This is a genomic window from Anoxybacillus sp. FSL W8-0382, from assembly GCF_038003845.1.
Taxonomy (GTDB): Bacteria; Bacillota; Bacilli; order Bacillales; family Anoxybacillaceae; genus Anoxybacillus; species Anoxybacillus flavithermus_G.
On the sequence record NZ_JBBOPX010000001.1, the window covers coordinates 1753980 to 1779897 of the forward strand.

Below are 25918 nucleotides of genomic sequence, written 5' to 3' on the forward strand. Positions count from 1 at the left end.
AACTAACACCAAAATCAAAGTTGATTTCCAACCATCACGGATTCAGGATTTCTTTAAGTTAACTAATTCTTGTAAAATCTCATCCGATGTTGTAATAATGCGCGTGTTTGCTTGGAATCCGCGTTGCGCGACGATCATTTCGGTAAACTCTTCGGATAAGTCAACGTTTGACATTTCAAGCGCTCCAGAAATAATTTCACCTGCACCGTTTAAACCAGGTCGTGATAACTCATTAATCGTTAACCCGTTAGCATTTCGGTCGAGCTTACCGGAGTTGTTTGTTTCTTTAAACGTATTGCCGCCCATTTTTTCTAAACCTGTTGGGTTTGGAAATTGCGCTAATAAAATTTGACCTGCAATTTTTAATTGTCCATTGCTATCGATGAACGTTACTTTTCCATCCGCTGTAATCCCGAAACTTTTCGCTGTTTTTGGAATTTGAATGAGTCCTGGCTCAAAGCTAGTCACATTTCCGTATTTCGGTTCACTATAATCTTGTAATACTTGCTGGACGCTTTCCACAAAACCGCTAATTTGCTCTAAGTACGGTCCCATCATTTTTTCGGCCTGATCTAACGTATTCGGCCATCCATTATTCGGAATTTTTGTCATGTTATTGATGTTTGCTTTTGGTGAAACGGCGTCGTTAAAGTTCCTAACACTCTCATTCATAACATCGATTTGCTTATTAAAGTCACCGATAAACTTATTAAAGTTAGTAAACGAAGAAGAAGGATCAAAATTATTTTTCCAATTTTGCACAAAATTAACTAGTCCATCTCGTCCATTAACAAAGTTATCAAGCTGTGTTCTGAGATTGTTAACTTGAGTGAGATTTTTGTCAGAAGGTAACGTCTTAATCGCTGCTTCCCCGATTAAATATTGCCCGTCTGCATTTACCACATAGCCGTATTCATCTAAATAAAAGTTCCCTGCACGTGTAAAGCTTAAGTTAAACACGCGGTCGATCGGCACACCTGTATTCACTTTATTCGTTCCGAGCTTTCCAGCTGGTTCATCCATGCTAATTAATGTGACATCATTAATCGAACCGACAACGAAAAAGCCGTCGCCACCGATCGCCAAATCGAGCGGACGTGCCGTCGTTTGCGTCGATCCTTGCGTATGAATCGTTTCGATCGAACCAAGTCCACTTCCTAAACCAATTTGTTTTCCGTTAATTCCTCCGCGCGTTCCTGTCGATGATGTCGCGGCGGAAATTTGTTGGGAAACGAGATCTTTAAATGTGACGCGCGCTTTTTTATAGCCGTACGTATTGACGTTAGAAATATTGTTACCAATGACGTCTAATTTATATTGGAAGTTGCGAATACCACCAATACCAGTAAACATGGAACGTAACATATAATCCTCTCCTTTTCTTTGTTTGAGCGGCTTCTGTCATTCCACACGCTCAAAGGCTTCCTGTAAAGGTCCAGCCTTATATAATAATGGCTCCGTTAATGTTTGTAAACAATTGGCTCTGTGCTTCTTCACGATGCATCGCTGTAATAACCGTTTGATTGACAGCGCTCACGATTAAGGCGGCTTCATCTGTAATAACGAGCGAGTCGCGCACACCTTTTTGTTTTGCTTCTACAATTTTTTGCCCGATGACCGCCCATTGTTCATCGTTAATGTGAATATTTCGTTCTTGCAAACGTTGTTGTGCATGTTTGCTTATTTTTAATACTTGTCCTGCTTCAGCAAGCGCATCGCGAAACGATTGCCGCTCCGTTGAAACAACCGTCTGCTTTTTCGCCGGAATCAATGGGGTGTGCGGAAAAAACTGAATGCGATCCATTTCTTCACCTCCTTTATTGCGACACTTTTGTGACGCGAGAGGCTAACACCGTTTCTCCTTGTTCAAGCTCTAACCATATGTCTGTTCCTTTTTGGACGACAGCTCTCACTACACCGCTTTGTTCATCCCATGTGACGGTTTTGCCAATCCATTCGCTATATTGAGCGAGCGACGGTGCAGATTGTTGTTGCATAAGCTTTTGCAATGCATCTAACGTGCTGCCGAGTTTTTCTGATGTGCTCGTTTGCGATTCAATAAACTTGCTCATCATATTTGACATATTGACCATTTGCTCAAGCGATGAGAAGTTTGCCATTTGTGAAATAAATTCACGGTCTTCCATCGGATTTAACGGATCTTGATGTTGCAATTGGGCAATTAAAATTTTTAAAAAATCATCTTTTCCTAGCGAACTTTTTCCTGTTTCACGCTGCGCGACTTGGCGTTGCGATAAAAGCAAACTTGGATCGATCGCTGTCACAACTATCACCTCTACACGTCGAAATGAAACAACTCTTTTAACCATTCATCAAACGATTGATCAGGCTGCTTTTTTTCTTCTTTTTGCTGTTGTTGCTGCTGTTGCTGCTTTTGTTGGTGGAATGCATGGTCGCGAAATTTAGCTTGATCGAACACATTGAATTGCTCTACCGTAATATGATCAGCAATATGCGCTAGCTGATGAATATGTTGTTCAACTAGCTGCTTCGCTGCTTCTGTAGACGTAATCATTTTTGCCGTTAGCTTCCCTTTTTGTTGAATAAGCTTAATTGTTATATATCCTAAATGTTCAGGATGAAGGCGAATCAGCATTTGTGCATTGCCGTTTTTCCATCGCGTGAATTGACTTGAACGAACAATTCGCTCAAACTGTGCGACAAACGGTGTTTCATTCGTCGTATCAATCGTTGGTCGGTCAAACGGGACATGTTTATCATCTGATTGTTGAACAGCGTGCACCAAATGAGACAACTGACTCGTCCATTGTTTGCGCTCTTGTGGCAATTGTACAACTTTCTTCTGTACAGAATCAGGTGATTGTTCTGTTTGGAAACGTGTATTTGTTGATTGCGCATAAGAACGTACTGAATATTTTTGCAACGCTTCATCGTTTACGTTTCCATCTGTTAAACGTTGTTCGACATTTGGAGCTAACCGCTCACGAGCAAATAAAAGTGATTTCCATGTTTCACCATGTTGTATGTTTTCATTCGTTTCCCATCGTTTTTGGCTGTCTATCGTTGTCTCCGGCATCAATTGAATCGCTTTGCTTTGATCGCTATCCGTTCGAAACTCGTTGACTAATCGTTTTTGGCTGTCTATCGTTGTTTCCGTCATCAATTGAATTGCTTTGCCTTGATCGCTATCCGTACGAAATTCGTTGACTAATCGCTTTTGGCTGTCTATCATCGTTTGAATCATCGTTGTAATTGTTCCACTTCGCTCATCATGTGCCTCAAACAAATGGCGTAACGTTGCACGTGCCTGTTCAATTATTGGTTCTGGAATCGTCCATTGCTTTTGTTTTAGTTGAAACAAAGCAATGATGAGCATCAGTTCATCTTTTTCATCATGATCATCGGACGCTGAAAACATCGTTTCAAACGGTGGCTCAGCTGAAAATTGTTGAACAATTTGCTCTTTCGTTTCTTCTGGTAAAAGAGAAAGAAACGATTGTATTATTTCAGTTGATAATATGTGCTTGTCTGCATACCCGTCATGAACAGGAAGTTGAGCAAACCATTGCTGCAACTGTTCCCAATCGATTCGTTGCATCGCTTCCGACTGTTCGGACAACGGTTGTACCGACTCCGATTTTTGACGCAACGAGGAAAGCAAATGAGCAAATGCATGTCCATCGCCCGTTTCAACAGTCGTTTGTTGATTTGATCCGCTGAATGGAGCCATGGAAGAAATCGCCGCGATATTCATTTTTTCACCTCCTTTCAATTATTCGCTTTTTTCGCAAGCAAGCTCGTATATTTCGCCGCATTTTGTGCATCCATTTTTTCTAAAATGGCCGCCACTTTGTCTGTTTTTAACTTTGATAATAAATGAACCGCTTCTTGATCCGACATTTGCGGAATAATTTCCGCTGCTTTTTTTGGTGACATCGTTTCATACATTTTCACAACGTCTACACGCGTAGCATCTGTCTGCTCTGTTGACGGTGTTGTCGGCTGTTGCGCTTGTTCTTTTTCCGTCTGCAAACGTGCGATTTCTTGCTTAAGCGCATCAATTTCTGCATCTTTTTCTTTTATAGTATCTTTCGTTTTTGTAAGCTCCTTTTCTTTCTCAACAATGGTTGCTTTTAGCTCAACGATTTGCTCTTCTAGTTTCTTTTTTTCGTTTGCTTCTGTTCCTTCAATCCATTGCGAAACAAACGGCAATTGACTTGCATATTTTTTCCCTTGTTCAAATACGTTAATGCCAGAGAATGTTAAAATCAACAAAACAACCGAGATCGTAAATAAAAGCGGGATGAAGACGACAAAGAGAAACCATTGCAACTTGCTTGTTTTTTTCGTTTCTTCATCTTTTTCAAACTGTTCCATTGACGCTCACCTTGTTTCTCGATAACAATATTGTTGAATTGAAATATCATCCATTTGCTTTTGTTCTGCAATTCGCATTTGTTGCGCGATCATTTCATCATGTTTTTCTTTTATTTTTTCGTATTTTTTCACCTCTACATTCAATTCAACTAACTTTAGTTGTTTCAACTCCATTTGTTGACGCGCTTGCATAACAAGATGCTGGTAATGGTCGATGATGCGCTGCAAATTGTTCATAAATTGTTGAAACGAACGGATATGTTGAACAGCCAACCCTGATTGTAATTGTTGTTTATGTTGTTCCTCGTAGTCTTCTTTTTGTTTTAAAAAGTGGTACAGTTTTTCTGCCACTTCTTCAAAGCGACGGCGCGCCTCTTCATATTCGTGTAGCGCTTTTTGTTTTTCATACTCTTTTAAATTTAAAATTTTCGTTAATTGAAATGATGTCATCGCCTATTCACCCTTGTTCGATAAGTTGAAACAACTGTTGAACACTTTCGTTTATTGTATAACATTCATGAACATCTTGTTTTAAAAACGAAATAATTTTCGGATAATAACGGATCGCTTCGTCGATTTCTCGCGACGATCCTCGTTTATAGGCACCGATTTGAATTAAATCTTCAGACTGCACATACGTCGCCAACAACTCACGCAACTTTTCTGCCACTTTTCGATGCTCTGGCGTGACAATGTAGTTCATGACGCGGCTTACACTTTTTAATACGTTAATTGCTGGATATTGACCCTTATTGGCTAGTTGGCGTTCTAATACGAAATGACCATCTAAAATGCCGCGAACGGTATCAGCAATCGGCTCGTTCATATCATCGCCATCAACGAGCACCGTATAAAAAGCGGTAATCGTCCCATGTTCATTCGTTCCTGTCCGTTCAAGTAGTTTTGGTAAAATCGCAAAAACGGACGGCGTATATCCTTTCGTTGTCGGCGGTTCTCCGATCGCCAGTCCAATTTCACGTTGCGCCATCGCCACACGCGTGACAGAGTCCATCATCAGCATAACGTTAAGTCCTTGATCGCGAAAATATTCCGCAATGGCTGTCGCTGTATACGCTCCTTTGATGCGCATGAGGGCAGGCTGATCAGATGTCGCAACAACGACAATGGAGCGTTTTAATCCTTCGGGACCAAGATCGCGTTCAATAAATTCTCGCACTTCGCGTCCGCGTTCACCGATGAGTGCGATGACGTTTAAATCCGCATTTGTATTGCGAGCAATCATCCCCATTAACGTACTTTTTCCAACGCCAGAACCAGCAAAAATACCGACACGTTGCCCTTTTCCGACCGTTAATAAACTATCGATCATTTTCACCCCGACTTCAATCGGCTCTGAAATCGGAGGACGCGTCATTGGATTGGGCGGTTGGCGATCGATTGGAACAGCCGTCAATCCTTTTGGAAGCGGTTGACCGTCAAGCGGGGCTCCTAATGCGTCAATAACACGTCCGACAAGCGCTGAACCGACTTTTATTTCAAGTGGAGCCCCCGTTGCCTCTACAATACAACCGGGGGCAATATCTTGAACGGTTGCATATGGCATTAATAGTACGTATTCATCGCGAAATCCAACGACTTCCGCTTGAATTTTCTTCTTTTTTTTATGGCCAATATGAATATAGCAAACATCTCCAATGGAACTTTCTGGTCCTTTTGCTTCAATCATTAAGCCGATCACACGCGTCACTTTGCCAAATCGCTTATACGGATCGAGCAACTCAATTTCATTGATAAGTGCCTGCCAATTCATTCGTCCGCCCCCTCGATCCGCTCGAGCAATTGTTGCTTCAGTTGCTCGAGTTGCGTGTCAACGCTTGCATCAATACGTCCAAACGGCGACTCGACAATGCAACTTGTTTCAGCTAATGTTTCATCAAGATAAATAAACAAATGAACGTCTTGGCTAAATAATGCTTTTAACTCCTCCTTTTGACGAACGACAACGTCATAATAAGCCGGATGAACGTATATTTTCACTTCTTCATGTTCACGAACTTCTTGAATGACTTGTTTCACAAGGCCAAGAAAATGTTCTTTGTTTTCAGCAAGACGCTCACCGATAATTCGTTCCGCTACTTTGCATGCAACAAGTAAAATCGTTTCATCGGCCGACTGCAACATGTGATAAAACTGTTCATTGGCGGATTGTGCAATCTTCTTCGCTTCACGAATTGCCTCCATGTACTGTTGAAATCCTTCTTCGCGCCCTTGTTCTAAACCGACCGCATATCCTTCTTGACGCGCTTCGTTTATCCATTCGTTTCGTTCTTCTTCCCATTTTCTCCGTTCTTCTGCAATCTGTTGTTGGACAGATGCGTAATACATGTCCGCTTCTTGACGAATATTTGCCGCTTGTTGCTCGGCTTGCTCGATTAACATTTGTGCATGTTGCATCATCGTTTCGGCAGGTTGTTCATGTTCTTCTTGCTGCACGTCAGACCATACTTTTCTCACTTGAATGACCGCCTGTTGCTCGGTACACGTGCGAGCAAAAGGGGCTTTAATAACTTTAGACAATAATATCATCTCCTCCGCCACGAGCGACGACAATTTCACCCGCTTCTTCGAGACGACGAATGACTGCAACAATACGCGATTGCGCTTCTTCTACGTCGCGAAGGCGAACAGGACCCATAAACTCCATTTCTTCTTTGAACGTTTCCGCCATACGAGAAGACATGTTGCGGAATATAACTTCCTTCACCTCATCGCTAGACACTTTCAACGCAAGCAACAAGTCTGCATTGTCCACTTCGCGAATAACGCGTTGAATCGCACGATTATCAAGCGTAACGATATCTTCAAATACAAACATGCGCTTTTTAATTTCTTCTGCTAGCTCTGGATCTTGAATTTCAAGGGCATCTAAAATGGCGCGCTCGGTTGCGCGATCGACACCGTTCAACACTTCAACAACAGCTTCAATGCCGCCAGTTTGCGTGTAATCTTGTACAACTGTCGTCGATAGTTTCCGTTCAAGCACTTGTTCGACTTCATTAATCATTTCCGGCGATGTGCGGTCCATAAGGGCAATGCGGCGAGCGATATCCGCTTGCATTTCTTGTGGAAGCGCAGATAAAATTTGGCCGGCTTGAGCAGGGTCTAAATACGAAAGTACGAGTGCAATCGTTTGTGGATGTTCGTTTTGTAAAAAGTTTAAAATTTGCGCCGGATCGGCTTTCCGTGCAAAATCAAACGGACGCACTTGCAAGGCAGACGTTAAACGATTAATAATGTTCATCGCTTGCTCTGGACCGAGCGCTTTTTCAAGCACTTGTTTCGCATAAGCAATACCGCCTTGTGAAATGTAGTCTTGCGCTAAGGCGATTTGATGAAACTCTTCTAAAATCGTTTCTTTTTTCTCAGCATCAACTTGACGAACGTTAGAAATTTCAAGCGTTAGCTTTTCAATTTCTTCTTCAGATAAATGTTTATATACGGATGCTGACACGTCAGGACCTAACGAAATGAGGAGGATGGCCGCTTTTTGTTTTCCTGTTAGTTCGCCTTTTTTTGCCATACAATCCCCTCCTTTATTCCTCTGCAAGCCATGTTCTTAGCAATTTCGCAAATTCTTCTGGTTTTTCTTTTGCGAGTTTTTCAAGTTGCTTGCGACGCAATGTGGATTCTGTTTCGACTTCTTCGTTGACGTCTGGAATTTCTACTGCCACTTGTTGTTCTTGCACTGGTTGTTCGTCCATTTCTTCTTTCTTGCGTTTGCGCAACCATAAAAAGACGATCAAAGCAAGAAGCAAAATAAGCGCTCCGCCACCAGCTATATATGCCCATGTCGGAATCGTTGTAGTTTCTTCGTCAAACTGCACTTTTCCGTTAAACGGTTGTACAGAAACGACGACGCGATTTTGCAAATCGTTGTCCGTCCATTGTCCCGCAACTTCTTTGTCGACTGACGTACGCACAATCGTTCCTAAAATTTTTGTAATATCATCTACCGTTTGCGCAGGCAGCGAATTCGGATCATTAGGTTTTGGCGGTTCAACCATCACTTGAATGCCTAAATCTTTTACTTTATAAGGACTTGCAACAATTTCCTTTTTTATTCTATTAACCTCGTTATTAATCGTTTCCTCAATTCGCTCATAATCCCCGTTTGTCTCGCCATTTGCTCCTTCATACCCTGGCACCTCGTTTTCCCCTACGCCCGCTGTGCCGCCTGGTTGAGCCCCTTGACCGGAAAACGTCTCTGTAATGCGCTGTACGCTTACAGCGATGCCTTCCATATTTTCTTTATCTACTGGCTCAACAAGCTCTTCTTGGCGATTTTCTTGCGTGAAATCAACGTCTGCTGTGACAGAAACGACGACTTTATCTTGTCCCATCATCGTTCCTAACATTTGTTGGACGCGGCGTTGAATGTCGCGTTCAATTTGTTGTTTCACTTCATATTGTTCAGCAAATGTTTTGCCAGACGAAAAATTTTCTTCATTTTTTAAATCAAAGTACTCAAAATATTGATTCATAATGACGATATTTTCAGTAGGAAGGTTCGGTACGCTTTTGGAAACAAGGTGGTATAATGATTTAATTTGCTGCTCATTAAATTTATACCCTGCCTTTGTTTTCAAAACGATCGATGCAGATGCCTCTTCCTGTTGGTCGCCAACAAAGATCGTCGGCTGGGGTAGATTAATCATCACCTTTGCGTCTTCTACCCCGTCGATACTTTTTATTAAATTGGCAAGTTCGGTTTGCATCGCCTCAATTTTTAATACGTTAAATTCGTTATCTGTCATGCCGAAACCAGAGTTTTTTCCGAAAAACGAATAATCGATGCTTCCGCTATCGGGAATGCCTTCAGCGGCTAGTTCGACTTTTAACGTATTGACAAGCTGTTCGGGCACTAAAATGGTCGTGCCGTTATCGGCAACTTGCGACTGAATACCGCGCTGATCAAGCGTTGCCTTAATTTGTCCCGCTTCTTGCGGCGATAAATTGCTGTAGAGAGGAACAAAATTCGTTCGCGTCGCCAAAAAAGCGGTAAGCGCAACGGCAACAACCAACAATCCCACAAGACCTAAAGCCATCATTTTTTGTTGTTTTGTTCTCTCGCTCCAAAACAATTTTAATCGTTCTATCGCTTGTTTTAATCGCTCGTTCATATGCTTCCTCCGCTATCTCATGAGGTCTATACTTGCATTCTCATCACTTCTTGATATGCTTCGATCACTTTATTACGCACTTCAATTGCTAATTGAAGCGACACACTTGCTTTTTGTGAAGCGATCATCACATTGTGCAAATCAACGTTTTCTCCTTTTACTAACTTCGTTGTCAACTGATCCGATTCCATTTGCTGTTTATTTACTTCGTTAATCGCTTCTTTTAAAAATTGAGAAAACGCCCGTTGTGCTTCCGCGGGCTTTATCGATTGCTGCTGTACAGCTGGTGATAAAACTGTACGTTGGATGCGATCAATCATCGCTTATTCCCCCTATTTCCCGATTTCTAACGCCTTCATTAACATTCCTTTCGTTGCGTTTAACACCGTCACATTCGCTTCATACGAGCGTGTGGCGCTCATTAAATCGACCATTTCTTTTAACGGATCAACATTTGGTAGCTGCACATATCCGTTTTCATCTGCATCCGGATGAGATGGGTCATAGACAAGTTTAAATGGCGTTTGATCCTCAACAATTTTCGTTACCTTTACTCCACCTGCTGACCGCTCGTTCATCGCTTTGTTTAAAAAAGAGGAAAACGATTCGTTTGGTTGCATGACAACCATTTTGCGACGATATGGCTGCCATTTCCCATCGACCATTTTCGCCCGCGTCGTATCGACGTTTGCCATATTTGCAGAAATGACATCCATGCGTAACCGCTGAGCTGTTAACGCAGAGGCGGATACATTGAAACTTTGAAACATATATTATTTTCCTCCCTTAATGACCGTTTTCAAAGAGTTAAACTTTCCATTCAACCGTTCAACTAACGCGTTGTAATAAATTTGGTTTTGCGCTAAATCCGACATTTCTTTATCTAAATCGACATTATTGTTATTATGAGTGTAAACGAGATCGTTTTTAGTTGTCACGAGAAATTTGCTTGTTCCGCCTTTAAACTCAAAATGGCGTGGATCGGTGCGGTACGCTTGCAATGCTTGATGGAATTCCGTTCGAAATTGAACGTCTTTCGCTTTAAAATTCGGTGTATCGACATTCGCAATGTTGTTGGCGATTACTTTTTGTTTCAACGATGAATAATTTAACCCTTGTTCTAATATTTGTATTGTATTCGAAAACAATTTCACGACATATTCCTCCTTGTGAAGACACCGTTCGACACCTTTATTGTAAAAAATTATTTACATATTGTATATAGGGAACATTGGACTATTTTTCACATACTTTAACAAAAGAGGCATCTTTCTTGCAAAGATGCCTTCTTGTTTTTAATGATGTTTTAATTTTTCAAGTTCTGTTAAAAACTTATCGTTTAATACTTTAATGTACGTTCCTTTCATTCCAAGCGAACGAGATTCAATAACTCCGGCACTTTCTAGTTTGCGAAGCGCATTAACAATGACTGAACGTGTAATACCGACGCGGTCAGCAATTTTACTTGCAACAAGCAATCCTTCTGTCCCATCTAACTCTTCAAAAATATGCTCAATTGCTTCTAATTCACTATACGAAAGCGAGCTAATTGCCATTTGAACAACAGCTTTGCTGCGCGCTTCTTCTTCAATTTCTTCCGCTTTTTCACGCAAAATTTCCATTCCGACAACCGTTGCTCCGTATTCTGCTAAAATTAAATCGTCATCGTGAAATTCTTTATCTAAGCGAGATAAAATGAGCGTTCCTAGACGTTCACCGCCACCGATAATCGGCACGATCGTCGTTAGCCCGTTTTTAAATAAATCTTTATTTTCGACAGGAAATGCCGTATACTCGCTATGAATATCAAGGTTTGGCGACGTTTCTGTAATGTTAAATAAATTTTTTGTATATTCTTCTGGGAATTGACGATCCGCTAACATTTTTTTCATTCGTTCGTTTTCAATCGTTTGTTTAATCGCAAAGCCAAGCAGCTTTCCGCGACGGCTAACAACGAACACGTTTGCTTCGATTACTTCGCAAAGCGTCTCTGCCATTTCTTTAAAGTTTACTGGTTTTCCAGCTGCGTTTTGTAACATCGCATTAATTTTTCTTGTTTTTTCAAGTAAATTCATATTGCATCCTCCTTATAAAATAAACTGACTTAAATCTTTATTCCGCACAATATTTCCGAGTTTTTGCTCCACATACTGCGGGGTGATAACAATTTTTTCAAGATGTACATCTGGTGCTTCGTACAATAAATCTTCTAACAGTTTTTCCATAATCGTATGAAGACGGCGCGCGCCAATGTTATCTGTTTGTTGATTGACTTCAAAAGCAACTTCGGCAATTTTACGAATAGCATCGTCAGAAAATTCAAGTTGTATACCTTCTGTCGCAAGTAAAGCAACATATTGTTTTAACAGCGCGTTATTTGGTTCGACTAATATTTTGACAAAATCATCGACGGTAAGCTTCGTCAATTCTACGCGAATCGGAAAACGTCCTTGCAATTCTGGAATTAAATCAGACGGTTTCGCCATATGAAACGCCCCGGCCGCAATAAATAATATGTAGTCCGTTTTAACTGGTCCATATTTCGTCATGACGGTTGAACCTTCAACAATCGGCAAAATGTCGCGCTGCACACCTTCACGCGAAACGTCAGCTGATGAACCAGCTTGCCCTTTTCGCGCAATTTTATCAATTTCATCAATAAAAATAATGCCTGATTGTTCAGCTAATCGAATCGCTTCTTGCGTCACTTCATCCATGTCAATAAGCTTTTGCGCTTCTTCGTTTGCTAGTACATGACGGGCTTCTTTCACTTTTAATTTTCGTTTTTTTCGTTTTTTCGGCATAAAGCTACTGAGCATATCTTGCATATTGACGCCCATTTGCTCGATGCCAGCGCCTTGAAATAAATCAAACATGAGCGGTTGTTGTTCTTCAATTTCCACGGTGACCAATTCATCCTCCAGCTCACCGTTTGCTAGTTTCCAAGCGATTTGTCTCCGCTTCTCAGCAATATGCTGTTCTTCGTGCCCGCCATCCACCTGCTCTTGCGTACCACCAAACAAAAGTTCAAACGGATTTTTCATCGGCTGCTTCGCTTTTCCAGGCACGAGCAATTCAACAAGACGCTTATTCGCCAACTCTTGCGCGCGATCTTTTACTTCGTTCATTTTTTTCTCTTTGACGATGCGCACAGACGTTTCAACGAGATCGCGTACCATCGATTCAACGTCGCGACCAACATAACCGACTTCCGTAAATTTTGTTGCCTCTACTTTTACGAATGGAGCGCCAACAAGTTTCGCTAATCGCCGCGCAATTTCCGTTTTTCCTACGCCCGTCGGTCCAATCATTAAAATGTTTTTCGGCACGACTTCATCGCGCAATTTTTCATCTAATAAACTGCGACGGTAGCGATTTCTCAGCGCAATGGCCACCGCTTTTTTTGCTTCATGCTGACCGACGATAAACTGATCAAGCTTTTCAACAATTTGTTTTGGCGTTAACATGCCGCTCCCCCCTTACAGCTCTTCGACAATAATGCAATCGTTTGTGTATACGCAAATATCGCTCGCCACTTTTAATGCAGCTTCTGCAATTTGCTTCGCTGTTAAATGCTCACCCGCATACGCCTTTAACGCTCTCCCTGCCGCTAGCGCATAGTTGCCCCCTGAGCCGATCGCTAATATACCATCATCCGGTTCGATCACTTCTCCCGTTCCGGAAATGAGGAGTAAATGCGTGGCGTCCATGACGATCAACATCGCTTCTAATCGGCGCAACACTTTGTCGCTCCGCCATTCTTTCGCCAATTCAACCGCAGCACGCTGTAAATTTCCGTTATATTCTTCTAACTTCCCTTCAAACATTTCAAACAGCGTAAACGCATCCGCCACTGCTCCTGCAAAACCAGCTAACACGTTGCCATGAAAAAGTTTACGAATTTTCCGGGCGGTATGTTTCATCACGACAGCATTGCCGAACGTCACTTGACCATCGCCTGCCATCGCTCCTTTTCCTTGATGGCGAATCGCAAATATCGTCGTCGCATGAAATTGACTCATAAACATCCTCCTTTTTATGCCCGCGGATGGGAATGTAAATAAACGTAGCGCAAATGATCTTTCGTTACATGTGTATACACTTGCGTTGATGAAAGATGTGCATGACCTAACAATTCCTGCACAGAACGTAAATCAGCGCCTTCGTTTAACAAATGGGTCGCAAATGTATGTCGAAACACATGGGGACTTACTTTCAAAGAAAGTGCCGCTCGTTCGACGATGTCATTTAAAATATGACGCACCCCTCTTGGTGTTAACGCGCCACCGCGCGCATTTAAAAAAAGCACATCCGTCGGCACTTTTGCTTTGCTTATTAGTTGCTGACGTCCGTCTTGTATATATCGTTCGAGCGCTTCTTTGGCGTACGTACCGAACGGGACATATCGCTGTTTATTTCCCTTTCCGTAAATTAAAATGGTGCATACAGAAAAATCAATGTGTGATAAGCGAATGTTACAACATTCACTTACCCGTACACCCGTTGCGTACAACAGCTCGATGATGGCTTGGTTTCGTTGACCGATCGCTGTATTTAAATCATTAACAACAAACAGCTGTTCTAATTCGTCTTGGTACAAAAAATGTGGAATTTTCTGTTCTTTCTTCGGCAACGAAGCAAGGGCAAACGGATTTTCAAAAACGATTTTTTCACGCACTAAAAATTTATAAAAACTGCGCAAACTCGACATTTTTCGGGCAATCGAACGGCTAGATTGCTTCCGCTTATGAAGCTCCGTTAAAAACAGGCGAACGTCGCTGTAAGAGACGTCTTGCAATCGTTTGACTTGTTCGCGCTCCATAAATTCGAAAAATTCGCCAATATCATGCTTATAACACGCAATTGTATATTCTGAATAATTTTTTTCTATTTGTAAATATTCAATAAACAAATGTAACGTAAAATTCACATTTTCCATTCGATCACCTCACAAGAGCTACTAAATAGTAGCATAATTTAGCAGCTCTTGCAATGAATTTCACAACTTTTTTAAAAAATTCTGAATTGTTTCTAACGCCCGTTCTGCATACCGTTCATTTTTTTTCTTTTTGTCTTTAATCGGCTCATCAAGCGGGGCAAATAAGCCGAAATTGGCATTCATCGGCTGAAAATGTTTTGGGTTCGCTGACGTAATGTAATGCGCCATGCTGCCGATTGCTGTTTCCTGTGGAAATACGATCAGTTCTTTCCCGAGCACATAATGTGCGGCATTAATCCCCGCCACAAGTCCTGATGCTGCCGACTCAACATATCCTTCAACACCGGTCATTTGTCCTGCGAAAAATAAATCTTCCCTCTCTTTATATTGATACGTCGGTTTTAATAATTTCGGCGAATTAATAAACGTATTGCGATGCATCACACCATATCGCACAATTTCAGCTTGTTCAAGCCCTGGAATGAGGCGAATGACTTCTTTTTGTGCCCCCCATTTTAAATGCGTTTGGAAACCGACAATATTGTATAACGTTCCAGCGGCATCATCTTGACGAAGCTGGACGACGGCAAAAGGACGTTTCCCTGTACGTGGGTCTTCTAAACCGACGGGCTTCATCGGACCAAACAGCAACGTCTTTTTCCCGCGTCGTGCCATCACTTCAATGGGCATACATCCTTCAAAATAAATTTCTTTTTCAAATTCTTTTAAAGGAACTGTTTCAGCAGAAATGAGCGCATCATAAAATCGTTCAAACTGCTCTTCTGTCATCGGGCAGTTAATGTACGCCGCTTCCCCTTTATCATAGCGAGACTTTATATATACTTTTTCCATATCAATGCTTTCTTTTTCAACAATCGGTGCAGCGGCATCGTAAAAATATAAATATGCTTCTCCTGTTAACGCTTGAAGCTGTTCCGAAAGCGGTTGCGATGTTAGCGGGCCGGTTGCTATAATCGTCGGACCGGTTGGAATCGACGTCACTTCCTCACGCACAACAGTCACATTCGGATGATTTGCCACCATTTCTGTTACTTTTGCAGCAAATTCGTGACGATCTACTGCTAAAGCCCCACCGGCTGGGACAGAACAAGAGTCTGCTGCTTTCATAATGACAGAGTCTAATCGACGCATTTCTTCTTTTAACACGCCAACTGCATTCGTTAATGTATTCGCACGCAACGAGTTACTGCATACGAGTTCAGCAAATTTGTCGGTATGATGCGCTGGGGTTTGTTTCACCGGGCGCATTTCATACAATTTGACACGAATGCCGCGCTTCGCTAGCTGCCACGCCGCTTCGCTTCCTGCTAGTCCTGCTCCAATTACTGTTACTTCCATTCATATTCCCTCCTCGATAAAATGGGTGAGGGTATGCGCCTCACCTTACTGTTGTTCGTTATATTCGCATTGCGTGCATTGAATGTGCACGCTCTTTTTCCCTTTTTTCTCAACAAGCATGCCACCGCATTTCGGACACGGACGACTGATCGGTTTATCCCATGACACGAAATCGCACGTCGGAAAACGATCACAGCCGTAAAACATTCGTTTCTTTTTGCTTTTTCGTTCCACAATGTTCCCTTCATGGCAACGCGGACATTTCACTCCGATGTCTTTGACGATCGCTTTTGTATTGCGACAATGCGGGAAGTTTGAGCAGGCGATAAACTTTCCGAAGCGCCCCATTTTGTACACCATCGGGCTTCCACATACTTCGCAATCGACATCTGCTGATTCATCGGCTATTTCAACTTTTTCCATTTCAACTTCCGCAATTTTTAACCGTTTTTCAAACTCGCGATAAAACTCATCAATAATGCGCACCCATTCGACTTTTCCTTCTTCGATGTCGTCTAAGTTTTTTTCCATTTTCGCTGTAAATTCAACGTCTAAAATTTCTGGGAAAAATTGCATCATTAAATCTAGTACAATTTCACCAAGTTCAGTCGGGACAAATCGCTTATTTTCAAGCGTTACGTAATTCCGTTTTTGAATCGTATCAAGCGTTGGTGCATATGTCGATGGGCGACCGATGCCGAGCTCTTCTAGCGTTTTCACAAGCCGAGCTTCCGTATAGCGCGGTGGAGGCTGTGTGAAATGTTGCTTTCCTTCAATATCTTTACTAAATACACGCTCTCCTTCAACAAAGTCTGGCAATAGTCGTTGTTGTTCGTCTTTCGGATCGTCCGTTCCTTCTACATACACTTTCATAAAGCCAGGAAACTTAACCGTCGAACCAGTCGCACGGAAGATGACAGTTCCGTTTGATAGTTCCACTGCTACTGTGTCGAGCACAGCCGGCGCCATTTGGCTCGCGATAAAACGCTCCCAAATGAGTTTATATAGCTGATATTGATCGCGTGTCACATATGGCTTAATCGCGCTAGGATGACGCCAGACGGACGTTGGACGAATCGCTTCGTGCGCATCTTGCGCGTTCGCTTTTTGTTTTTCTTTTCTTTTTTCTGTCGCTACATATGATGTTCCGAACGTCTGTTCAATATACTGCATTGCCTCTTGTTGAGCGCTTTCTGATACGCGCGTCGAGTCTGTACGCATATATGTAATTAAACCGACAGTTCCTTCGCTTCCAAGGTCAATCCCCTCATACAGTTGCTGAGCAACCATCATCGTTTTTTTCGTGCGGAAGTTTAATTTCCGCGCTGCTTCTTGTTGTAAAGACGATGTAATAAACGGGGCAACAGGATTGCGTTTTCGCTCTTTTTTCGTTACCGATGTGACGACAAATTCGTTTCCTTGAATGTGGCTTAATACATGTTGTACGTCTTGCTCCGTTTTTACGTCGAACGTTTCACCGTTCAAGCGATAAAATTGCGCTTCAAATGTGTCGTTTCCCTTCATGAACGTGCCTTGAATCGTCCAATATTCTTCAGGTTGAAACGATTGAATTTCTTTTTCGCGATCGATAATTAAGCGAAGGGCAACAGATTGCACTCGCCCCGCACTTAATCCTTTTTTTACTTTTTTCCAAAGCAACGGGCTAATATTGTAGCCGACGAGACGATCGAGCACACGCCGCGCTTGCTGGGCATGAACTAAATGCATATTGATGGCACGCGGCTGCTCAAATGACTGTTTAATCGCATCTTTCGTAATTTCGTTAAACACGACGCGACATGGTGAATCAATGTTTAAATCAAGTACATGTGCTAAATGCCAAGCGATCGCTTCCCCTTCACGATCGGGGTCGGCGGCAAGAAATACTTTTTTTGCTTTTTTCGCTGCTGCCTTCAACTCTTTAATCACGGAGCCTTTTCCACGAATCGTAATATACTTTGGCTCATAGTCGTTTTGTATATCAACGCCCATTTGACTTTTTGGCAAATCGCGCACATGACCCATTGATGCTTTTACTTTATACTTTTTTCCTAAATACCGTTCAATCGTTTTCGCCTTGGCTGGCGACTCTACAATGACTAAGTAGTCTGACATTATTTTGCCCTCCCTCAAGAGGTAATTCGTAAAGTAAAATCCTCATTATTATTAATGATGATTCGTTCATTTGTCAAACATCATTTTTCGATTTTTTCTTTCGTTCATGTAAAAAGATGTCGAAATTCCTCCTCAATATCTTCACTTGACAATATTAATTTTGCTCCTTGTTGAATCAACCGATTAGTCCCGAGCGCCTCTTTTGTTGTGATGTCACCGGGAATCGCAAACACTTCTCTTCCTTGCTGGAGCGCAAAATGAGCGGTGATGAGCGAGCCGCTTCGCTCTTTTGCTTGTACAACAAGCGTACCGAGCGACAAACCGCTAATGATGCGATTGCGCATTGGAAAATGCCACGTCTGTGGGCGAACGAATGGTGGATATTCTGAAATAATTAATTGCGTTGTCACTAATTGTCGAAATAATGATTCATTTTCAGGTGGGTATATGTAATGCAATCCGCCCGCAATGACCGCAATTGTTTCACCATGATGCCGTAAACATAAACGATGTGCTTCAGCATCAATACCTTTTGCTAGTCCGCTCACAACGATCCAGCCGTTTTGAATGAGGGGCGGAAGGACGATATGCATCGCTGCGATTCCTTGACGAGTGGGCGTCCGTGTCCCTACGACGCTAATTATTTTTTTTCGCTTAAGCAACGCTACGTTTCCTTTCGCATATAGTACCCACGGTGGATCATATATATGTTTCAGCCACTCCGGATAACCATCATCTTTTATTGTTACAATATGAATGTTTTGTTCCTCATATGTTTTTATCATACGTTTCAATTTGTGACAATGCAAATCATGGAAAAAAGCAGTGAAATGTTTTTGGGGGATCGGAAGTAGTCGTTGAAGTTGTTGTGACGAAAGATGAAAAATGGAGGCTAGCGATGGGTCTGCATGAAGCAAGCGTGCGATACTTTTCCACCCGATGCCACGACAATGATGCAAATGGATGAGCCGTTCGCGAGTTGTATCGTACATGATATCCCTCCTATTTATAAAAATCGTCCTAAGGTTTGTGCCTTAGGACGATTCGCGATTATTAATGTGTTTTACACTTTTCGTATAAGCCGCGCTCTTTTAATACCGAGATAAGCGTTTCGCCAATCACTGCTGGCGTTTCTGCGACTTTAATGCCGCATGCTGTCATCGTTTTAATTTTTTCTTCCGCCGTTCCTTTTCCGCCAGAAATGATCGCACCAGCATGTCCCATGCGCTTTCCTGGAGGTGCTGTTTGTCCGCCGATAAAGCCGACAACCGGTTTTGTCATGTTCGCTTTTACCCATTCGGCCGCTTCTTCTTCTGCCGTTCCACCAATTTCCCCGATCATAATGACCGCATATGTGTCTTCATCTTCGTTAAACGCCTTTAATACGTCGATGAAGTTTGTTCCATTGACTGGGTCACCGCCAATCCCAACCGCTGTCGATTGCCCGATGCCTGCTTGTGTTAATTGGTGAACCGCTTCATACGTTAACGTACCGGAGCGTGAAACGATGCCGACATGCCCTTTTTTATGAATATAGCCTGGCATAATACCAATTTTACATTCTTCTGGTGTGATAACGCCTGGGCAGTTTGGTCCGATTAAGCGCGTTTTCTTACCTTCCATGTAGCGCTTCACCTTGACCATATCTAATACAGGGATGCCTTCTGTAATACAAACAACTAAGTCGATTTCTGCATCAACTGCTTCCATAATAGCATCTGCCGCAAATGCTGGCGGAACGTAAATGACTGAAGCGTTCGCTCCTGTTTTTTCAACCGCTTCTGAAACCGTATCAAACACAGGTACGCCTTCAACTTCTGTGCCACCTTTTCCTGGTGTTACCCCACCAACGATGTTTGTACCATATTCAATCATTTGTTTCGTATGGAACAATCCTTGTGAACCTGTAATTCCTTGCACGATTACTTTCGTATCTTTATTAACAAAAACGCTCACGTTTCTCCCATCCCTTCTATTAGCTTACTAGCGAAACGATTTTTTGCGCGCCGTCCGCCATCGATTCAGCCGCTGTAATGTTTAGTCCGGACTCTTCTAAAATCTTTTTCCCTAATTCAACGTTCGTTCCTTCTAAACGAACGACAAGCGGAAGATTTAAACCAACTTGCTTCGTCGCCTCAACAATTCCGTTAGCGATGACATCACATTTCATAATGCCGCCAAAAATGTTAACGAAAATGCCTTTGACGTTCGGGTCAGATAAAATGATTTTAAACGCTTCTGTTACTTTTTCTGTCGTCGCACCGCCACCAACATCTAAAAAGTTTGCCGGCTCGCCACCGTAATATTTAATGATGTCCATCGTCGCCATCGCTAAGCCTGCACCGTTAACCATGCAGCCGATGTTCCCATCGAGCGAAATGTAGTTTAAATCGTATTTTGACGCTTCAATTTCCTTTGGATCTTCTTCGTCTAAATCGCGGTATTCTAAAATGTCTTTATGACGATATAGCGCGTTTGAATCAAAGTTAAGCTTCGCATCAAGCGCCATGACTTTTCCATCACCCGTTACGACAAGCGGGTTAATTTCAGCGATTGAGCAATCTTTTTCAACGAACACTTGATATAAGCCTAACATAAATTTTACAGCTTGATTGACAAGCTCTTTCGGAATATTGATGTTAAACGCCATCCGGCGCGCTTGGAACGCTTGTAGACCGACAGCTGGGTCGATATACTCTTTAAAAATTTTCTCTGGCGTTTTTGCAGCCACTTCTTCGATTTCTGTTCCGCCTTCTTCTGATCCCATTAATACTACGCGGGATGTCGCACGGTCAACAACAAGCCCGATGTAATATTCTTTTTTAATGTCGCATCCTTCTTCGATTAAAAGGCGCTTCACTTCTTTTCCTTCTGGACCTGTTTGATGTGTGACAAGCACTTTGCCTAACAGCTCACTCGCATATGTACGAACTTCTTCTAAACTTTTTGCGACTTTTACTCCCCCTGCTTTTCCGCGACCGCCGGCATGAATTTGCGCTTTCACGACACAAACGCTACTGCCGAGCTCTTTCGCCGCCTCAACCGCTTCTTCAACCGTGAACGCCACGCGGCCGTTCGGCACGCTCACTCCGTAGCTTCTGAGGATCTCTTTTCCTTGATACTCATGAATATTCATACCCCATCCTCCTATGTATAAAAATAAAAGTACTAGCGCTTTCATTGTATAATGATACTTTGTCAGTTGTCTACCATTTAGACAGAAAATTCTTTAACAAAAGAAAAAGAAGCGATCGTTGTCATCGCCCCTCTGCCTTTTTTTCGACTTGATAAATAAACGCGAATACTTCGGCAACGACTTTGTACAGTTCTTCTGGAATCGTTTCGTTTAATTGTAATTGACCGAGCATCGTCGCGAGCGTTTCATCTTCATAAATGGGGACGTCGTATTGTTTCGCGCGTTCAATGATGCGATCAGCCACAGCTCCTTCTCCTTTTGCTACAACGATAGGGGCAACATGTTGTTCGTCGTACGATAAAGCAACGGCACGTTTTCGTTTCATCTCATTTCCCCCGCTTTAATCGTTCGCGAATCGGGGCAAACGAACGACGATGTTCTTCAATGACTCCATATCGCTCAATCGCTTGCAAATGTTCTTTCGTGCCGTATCCCATATGCTTTTCAAATCCGTATTGTGGATATTTCTCACCTAACTGTTTCATCATGCGATCGCGCGTCACTTTCGCGATAATGGAGCTTGCTGCAATGGAAACGCTATGCGCATCCCCTTTAATGATCGATGTTTGTGGAATAGATAGTGGAATGTGCATCGCATCAATGAGCAAATGTTCTGGAACGATCGCAAGCGCGTGGACAGCTTGCATCATCGCTTTTTTCGTCGCTTCGTAAATGTTTAGCTCATCAATTTCGTGTGCGCTAACGATGCCAATACCGATCGCAAGCGCCGTTTGTTGAATGACAGAAAACAGTTGTTCTCGCTTCGTTTCTGATAGCTTTTTTGAATCATCTAAATGCGGAAGAAACACGTCTTGTGGCAAAATGACCGCAGCAGCAACAACCGGACCGGCAAGCGGCCCTCGTCCTACTTCATCTACCCCCGCGATGTAGCGGATTCCTTTGTCGTATAGCGCCTGTTCATATTGCAACATATGCAAAAAACGTTCGCGTTCCCGTTTTTCTTCTTCTTTTTGCTTATACCATAGTTGAACGAGGCGCTGGACGCCTTTTCGTTCATCGTGTAATAGTTTTTGAAACCATTCATCTGTTTCATCGTGAATCGTTTGTAGTCTTTTTTTTATTTCTTGTATATTCACCGTCATCACCCCTTATCCCTTATATCGACAAATAAACAAAAAAATAAAGGCTCGCTTATGCGAACCTTACAGGCGATCAAAACTAAGTCGGCCTAATTTTTCTGTACGAATATCGCGCAACACAAGCTCAGCAACTTTATCGTAGTCGACGACACCACCAGCGGCTAAACATCCTCGTTTTTTTCCGATGTCATCAAACAATTGGACGATGTCTTCTGGAATGTCCGCAAGCGCATATCGTTCTTTTAAACGATCGGGATAATGAGTAGATAAAAAACGTAACGCATACACAGCAACGTCTTGTAAGTTTAAAATGGTATCTTTAATCGCTCCCGTCGTTGCAAGTTTGTATCCGACTTCTTCATCTTCAAACTTCGGCCATAAAATTCCAGGCGTATCAAGTAGCTCGAGCTCTTTGCCGACTTTAATCCATTGTTGCGCTTTTGTCACTCCCGGTGTATCGCCTGTTTTGGCAATATGTTTTCCTGCGAGTCGGTTAATGAGCGTTGATTTTCCGACGTTTGGAATGCCGACAATAAGCGCACGCATCGCCCGAGGACGTTTAATTCCCTTCGCTATCATTTTTTCAAATTTTGGGCGCAACTTCTCTTTTGCGACCGCTACCATTTGCTTGACGCCTGTTCCGCTTTGCGAATCGATCGCAATGGCGTCAATTTGCTGTGCAGCGAAAAAGTCGATCCATTGTTTTGTCACATCGGGATCAGCCATATCCGCTTTGTTTAACAATATGATGCGCGGTTTATTCGCCACAATTTCATCAATTAACGGATTGCGCGATGAAATAGGAATGCGGGCATCTACTAGCTCAAATACGATATCGATAAGTTTTAATTTTTCTGTTACTTCCCGCTTTGCTTTCGCCATATGACCGGGAAACCATTGAATCGTCATCGCTGCCACCTACTTTAGTTATGTTATTCAACAATGCGCGCATCAGAAAGAGGCCAATAAACGACCGACGTTTTCCCTACCACTTTTTCCATCGGAATAAATCCGATATGGCGGCTATCTTTACTATATCGACGATTATCTCCGAGCACGAATAAATGGCCTTCTGGGACTGTTTTTTCCCCCCATAGCTCTTCAAGAGTAAACGACTCTGTTAGCGGACCGTCAAATAGTTGTTTTTTCTCTTCATCTAAGTACGGCTCTTTATACGGCTTTCCATTGACATATAACGTATCATTTTTATATTCAATCCGGTCGCCTGGCAATCCAATGACGCGCTTAATATAATCTTTTCCTTCTTCGGCATGAAACACAATAATATCAAACCGTTTCGGTTCGCCAATTTTGTATGCCATTTTATTGACAATCATCCGATCTTGATTGTGTAACGTCGGCATCATCGATTCCCCTTCGACAATAATCGGAGCAAAAATGAAGTAGCGAATGCCACCTGCTAACGCCACTGCAATAAGAATTGCTTTCACCCATTCAAACCATTCATTCTTTTGTTTTTCCATCCTTCTCCCACCTATATGATACATGTTGAAAAAGGAGCTTGATGATCAAGCTCCTCGCAATCATTTCTTTTGTTAGATGATTTCTTTGATGCGTGCTGCTTTACCGCGGAGTTGACGCAAGTAGTACAACTTCGCACGACGAACTTTACCGCGACGAACAACTTCTAATTTTGCAATCTTCGGCGTGTGTAATGGGAATGTACGCTCAACACCTACACCGTAAGACACTTTACGAACTGTAAATGTTTCGCTAATTCCACCACCACGACGCTTGATTACAACGCCCTCGAATACTTGGATACGCTCACGGTTTCCTTCAACAACTTTCACGTGAACGCGTACAGTGTCACCAGGGCGAAATTCTGGAAGATCGTTACGTAGTTGTTCTTTTGTAATTTCTTGAATTAAATGATGCATCGTATTCATCTCCTTCCAACAGATGCTCATGCTTATGTGTATCGTTCATAGCAGCGGAACATCGTTTTACGTGCGACATAAGTCACAACGTTTATACTAGCATAAAGATGTACAGGATGCAAGAGTTACCGCTCATTTTTTTCCCATTGTTCAATCCATTTTTTTTGTTTTTCCGTTAGTTCATACGTTTCGAGCAAATCTGGCCGGCGCAGCCATGTGCGACGCAACGATTCTTTTTGACGCCACTCTTCAATTAAACGGTGATTACCTGAAAGAAGGACATCTGGTACTTTCATGCCACGAAAATCGGCTGGGCGCGTATAATGTGGGTGTTCGAGCAAACCAGAGCTATAAGAATCAAGCATAGAGGAATGCTCGTTGCCAAGCACGCCAGGAAGCAAACGAACGACGCTGTCAATGACGACCATTGCTGCCAGTTCTCCGCCCGTTAAGACGTAATCTCCAATAGAAATTTCGTCGGTTACTAGATGCTCACGAATACGCTCGTCGTACCCTTCATAATGTCCACAAATGAAAATGATATGTTGTTCTTTAGCAAGTTCTTCTGCTTTTTTTTGTGTGTAACGTTCGCCTTGTGGACAAAGTAAAACAATGCGCGGACGATGGTCGCTTTGTTTCGTTAAGTGATCGACCGCATCAAAAATCGGTTGCGGCTTCAATACCATGCCAGCCCCACCGCCGTAAGGGTAGTCGTCCACTGTTTGATGTTTATTATCGGCAAATTCGCGAAAGTTAACGAGCTGAAATGTAACGGCACCTTTTTCTTGCGCACGTTTTAAAATCGACTCGTTCAACACGCCAGTAAACATATTTGGAAATAAGGTGAGCACATCGATTTTCATTCGTCAAGCAATCCTTCCATCACATGAATCGTAATCGTTTTATTTTCAACATCGACTTGTTTGACGACATCATCAATGTAAGGGATTAACACATCTCCGCCTTTTTTTCGTTTGACGACCCATACGTCATTTGCACCTGGCGTTAAAATTTCTTTTATTTCGCCAATCGGTTCACCATCTTCGGTCACAACTGTGCAACCGATAATTTCGTGAAAATAATATTCTCCTTCGTTAAGCGGTTGCAATTGCGTTTCTGGTATTTTAATCATCGCCCCTTTAAATGGTTCGACTAAGTTGATGTTATCGTATCCTTCGAACGTTAATAAATCGAACGACTTATGAACTCGATGGCTCGCCACTTTGACTTCAACCGGTGGCTTATTTTCCATAAAAATATATAATACATTCCCGATTTTATACCGCTCTTCTGCAAAATCTGTGCGTGAAATAACGCGCACTTCACCGCGAATACCGTGCGTATTCACAATTTTTCCGACATGAAACCATTTCACAACGATCACCCCTCGCGTATATCCACAACGATTCCATCTTCAATGACAATCGTTTTCGGAGATTCCCATCGCATCCCTATTTGGACGTCGATGATCGCCTCGACATCTCTTTCTTTTATTTCACTTCCTATCGGTAATATGCGCAATTGTTCAAGAAGGAAATCAAGTTCCGCTATTTTTTGGCGGCGAACTTGCATTTCTCGTCCAAATTTTTCTTTAATTTGTTTTTGTGAAAACGAAGTGTGCTTTTCCATTCGTTTTTGTTCAAAGATGAGCTGCTCACATTGTTGTTCCAGTTGTTGTTTTTGTTGCATAAATTGTTGAATGAGTTGCTGTTTACTGTTCTCAGTTAATCGCTGTCTCACTTCCACTTTTTGAATGATTTTCATGGCGCACCGCCTTTCTGAACGAAAAAAGGGGAGGTGTCTTCCCT

The 25918-nt window shown here is 42.4% G+C and carries 30 protein-coding genes; all 30 read right to left on the minus strand.

Going from position 1 to position 25918, the window contains the following annotated elements:
• Positions 1 to 42 precede the first annotated feature (42 nt).
• The 30 genes from NSS60_RS09225 to NSS60_RS09370 all read right to left on the minus strand — a co-directional run bounded on the left by NSS60_RS09225 (position 43) and on the right by NSS60_RS09370 (position 25874).
• On the minus strand, positions 43 to 1365 hold the full coding sequence (locus NSS60_RS09225; RefSeq protein WP_340720794.1) for a flagellar hook-basal body complex protein: 1323 nt from the start codon (positions 1363 to 1365) through the stop codon (positions 43 to 45).
• 76 nt (positions 1366 to 1441) lie between these two features.
• Positions 1442 to 1804, minus strand: coding sequence for a TIGR02530 family flagellar biosynthesis protein (locus NSS60_RS09230; protein WP_004891061.1), 363 nt, complete (start codon positions 1802 to 1804; stop codon positions 1442 to 1444).
• A gap of 13 nt (positions 1805 to 1817) precedes the next feature.
• Positions 1818 to 2285 (minus strand): FlgD family protein, encoded by a 468-nt coding sequence (locus NSS60_RS09235; RefSeq protein ID WP_004891062.1) that lies wholly within the window; start codon positions 2283 to 2285, stop codon positions 1818 to 1820.
• Positions 2286 to 2296: 11 nt separating this feature from the next.
• On the minus strand, positions 2297 to 3736 hold the full coding sequence (locus tag NSS60_RS09240) for a flagellar hook-length control protein FliK (protein ID WP_004891063.1): 1440 nt from the start codon (positions 3734 to 3736) through the stop codon (positions 2297 to 2299).
• A 14-nt stretch (positions 3737 to 3750) separates the two neighbouring features.
• Entirely contained in the window at positions 3751 to 4359 is a 609-nt protein-coding gene (locus NSS60_RS09245; protein WP_088223356.1) for a MotE family protein, read from the minus strand.
• Positions 4360 to 4365: 6 nt separating this feature from the next.
• A complete protein-coding gene (gene fliJ / locus NSS60_RS09250; RefSeq protein ID WP_064214148.1) occupies positions 4366 to 4809 on the minus strand; it encodes a flagellar export protein FliJ in 444 nt (147 codons plus the stop codon).
• Positions 4810 to 4816: 7 nt separating this feature from the next.
• Entirely contained in the window at positions 4817 to 6130 is a 1314-nt protein-coding gene (gene fliI / locus NSS60_RS09255) for a flagellar protein export ATPase FliI (RefSeq protein ID WP_004891067.1), read from the minus strand.
• Positions 6127 to 6906 (minus strand): flagellar assembly protein FliH, encoded by a 780-nt coding sequence (fliH, locus tag NSS60_RS09260; RefSeq protein ID WP_340720795.1) that lies wholly within the window; start codon positions 6904 to 6906, stop codon positions 6127 to 6129. The genes fliI and fliH overlap by 4 nt, the downstream gene beginning before the upstream one ends.
• The gene (fliG, locus tag NSS60_RS09265; protein ID WP_064214146.1) at positions 6890 to 7900 is read right to left on the minus strand and encodes a flagellar motor switch protein FliG; all 1011 of its coding nucleotides are present in this window, start codon (positions 7898 to 7900) and stop codon (positions 6890 to 6892) included. Before fliG ends, fliH begins: the two co-directional genes overlap by 17 nt.
• A gap of 13 nt (positions 7901 to 7913) precedes the next feature.
• Positions 7914 to 9500 (minus strand): flagellar basal-body MS-ring/collar protein FliF, encoded by a 1587-nt coding sequence (gene fliF / locus NSS60_RS09270; protein ID WP_004891071.1) that lies wholly within the window; start codon positions 9498 to 9500, stop codon positions 7914 to 7916.
• A 26-nt stretch (positions 9501 to 9526) separates the two neighbouring features.
• Positions 9527 to 9820, minus strand: coding sequence for a flagellar hook-basal body complex protein FliE (fliE, locus tag NSS60_RS09275; RefSeq protein WP_004891073.1), 294 nt, complete (start codon positions 9818 to 9820; stop codon positions 9527 to 9529).
• Positions 9821 to 9832: 12 nt separating this feature from the next.
• Positions 9833 to 10270 carry a flagellar basal body rod protein FlgC gene (gene flgC, locus NSS60_RS09280; RefSeq protein WP_004891074.1) on the minus strand — a complete coding sequence of 146 codons (438 nt, stop codon included), beginning with the start codon at positions 10268 to 10270 and terminating at the stop codon, positions 9833 to 9835.
• A gap of 3 nt (positions 10271 to 10273) precedes the next feature.
• Positions 10274 to 10654, minus strand: coding sequence for a flagellar basal body rod protein FlgB (flgB, locus tag NSS60_RS09285; RefSeq protein ID WP_004891075.1), 381 nt, complete (start codon positions 10652 to 10654; stop codon positions 10274 to 10276).
• Positions 10655 to 10795: 141 nt separating this feature from the next.
• A complete protein-coding gene (gene codY / locus NSS60_RS09290) occupies positions 10796 to 11575 on the minus strand; it encodes a GTP-sensing pleiotropic transcriptional regulator CodY (RefSeq protein WP_004891076.1) in 780 nt (259 codons plus the stop codon).
• A gap of 12 nt (positions 11576 to 11587) precedes the next feature.
• Positions 11588 to 12967, minus strand: a complete 1380-nt coding sequence (gene hslU / locus NSS60_RS09295) for an HslU--HslV peptidase ATPase subunit (protein WP_004891077.1) — start codon at positions 12965 to 12967, stop codon at positions 11588 to 11590.
• Between the two features lie 12 nt (positions 12968 to 12979).
• On the minus strand, positions 12980 to 13528 hold the full coding sequence (gene hslV / locus NSS60_RS09300; RefSeq protein WP_269767874.1) for an ATP-dependent protease subunit HslV: 549 nt from the start codon (positions 13526 to 13528) through the stop codon (positions 12980 to 12982).
• A gap of 8 nt (positions 13529 to 13536) precedes the next feature.
• Positions 13537 to 14439, minus strand: coding sequence for a tyrosine recombinase XerC (gene xerC, locus NSS60_RS09305; RefSeq protein WP_004891079.1), 903 nt, complete (start codon positions 14437 to 14439; stop codon positions 13537 to 13539).
• Positions 14440 to 14499: 60 nt separating this feature from the next.
• On the minus strand, positions 14500 to 15798 hold the full coding sequence (trmFO, locus tag NSS60_RS09310; protein WP_064214144.1) for an FADH(2)-oxidizing methylenetetrahydrofolate--tRNA-(uracil(54)-C(5))-methyltransferase TrmFO: 1299 nt from the start codon (positions 15796 to 15798) through the stop codon (positions 14500 to 14502).
• A 45-nt stretch (positions 15799 to 15843) separates the two neighbouring features.
• Positions 15844 to 17913: a type I DNA topoisomerase gene (gene topA, locus NSS60_RS09315; RefSeq protein WP_004891082.1), complete on the minus strand. Its 2070-nt coding sequence runs from the start codon at positions 17911 to 17913 to the stop codon at positions 15844 to 15846.
• A 104-nt stretch (positions 17914 to 18017) separates the two neighbouring features.
• On the minus strand, positions 18018 to 18905 hold the full coding sequence (gene dprA, locus NSS60_RS09320; protein WP_077429204.1) for a DNA-processing protein DprA: 888 nt from the start codon (positions 18903 to 18905) through the stop codon (positions 18018 to 18020).
• 61 nt (positions 18906 to 18966) lie between these two features.
• The gene (sucD, locus tag NSS60_RS09325; protein ID WP_012575319.1) at positions 18967 to 19869 is read right to left on the minus strand and encodes a succinate--CoA ligase subunit alpha; all 903 of its coding nucleotides are present in this window, start codon (positions 19867 to 19869) and stop codon (positions 18967 to 18969) included.
• A gap of 19 nt (positions 19870 to 19888) precedes the next feature.
• Positions 19889 to 21049, minus strand: a complete 1161-nt coding sequence (gene sucC, locus NSS60_RS09330) for an ADP-forming succinate--CoA ligase subunit beta (protein ID WP_004891085.1) — start codon at positions 21047 to 21049, stop codon at positions 19889 to 19891.
• A 121-nt stretch (positions 21050 to 21170) separates the two neighbouring features.
• On the minus strand, positions 21171 to 21434 hold the full coding sequence (locus tag NSS60_RS09335; protein WP_340720796.1) for an EscU/YscU/HrcU family type III secretion system export apparatus switch protein: 264 nt from the start codon (positions 21432 to 21434) through the stop codon (positions 21171 to 21173).
• A 1-nt stretch (position 21435) separates the two neighbouring features.
• The gene (locus NSS60_RS09340; RefSeq protein WP_340720797.1) at positions 21436 to 22215 is read right to left on the minus strand and encodes a ribonuclease HII; all 780 of its coding nucleotides are present in this window, start codon (positions 22213 to 22215) and stop codon (positions 21436 to 21438) included.
• A 57-nt stretch (positions 22216 to 22272) separates the two neighbouring features.
• Positions 22273 to 23127, minus strand: coding sequence for a ribosome biogenesis GTPase YlqF (gene ylqF, locus NSS60_RS09345; protein ID WP_192948324.1), 855 nt, complete (start codon positions 23125 to 23127; stop codon positions 22273 to 22275).
• A 14-nt stretch (positions 23128 to 23141) separates the two neighbouring features.
• On the minus strand, positions 23142 to 23693 hold the full coding sequence (lepB, locus tag NSS60_RS09350; RefSeq protein WP_004891091.1) for a signal peptidase I: 552 nt from the start codon (positions 23691 to 23693) through the stop codon (positions 23142 to 23144).
• A gap of 72 nt (positions 23694 to 23765) precedes the next feature.
• Positions 23766 to 24110 carry a 50S ribosomal protein L19 gene (gene rplS / locus NSS60_RS09355; RefSeq protein ID WP_003394943.1) on the minus strand — a complete coding sequence of 115 codons (345 nt, stop codon included), beginning with the start codon at positions 24108 to 24110 and terminating at the stop codon, positions 23766 to 23768.
• A 125-nt stretch (positions 24111 to 24235) separates the two neighbouring features.
• Positions 24236 to 24973 (minus strand): tRNA (guanosine(37)-N1)-methyltransferase TrmD, encoded by a 738-nt coding sequence (trmD, locus tag NSS60_RS09360; RefSeq protein WP_004891093.1) that lies wholly within the window; start codon positions 24971 to 24973, stop codon positions 24236 to 24238.
• A complete protein-coding gene (rimM, locus tag NSS60_RS09365; protein WP_329403935.1) occupies positions 24970 to 25491 on the minus strand; it encodes a ribosome maturation factor RimM in 522 nt (173 codons plus the stop codon). The genes trmD and rimM overlap by 4 nt, the downstream gene beginning before the upstream one ends.
• Positions 25491 to 25874 (minus strand): YlqD family protein, encoded by a 384-nt coding sequence (locus NSS60_RS09370; RefSeq protein ID WP_004891096.1) that lies wholly within the window; start codon positions 25872 to 25874, stop codon positions 25491 to 25493. Before NSS60_RS09370 ends, rimM begins: the two co-directional genes overlap by 1 nt.
• Between the last annotated feature and the right edge of the window lie 44 nt (positions 25875 to 25918).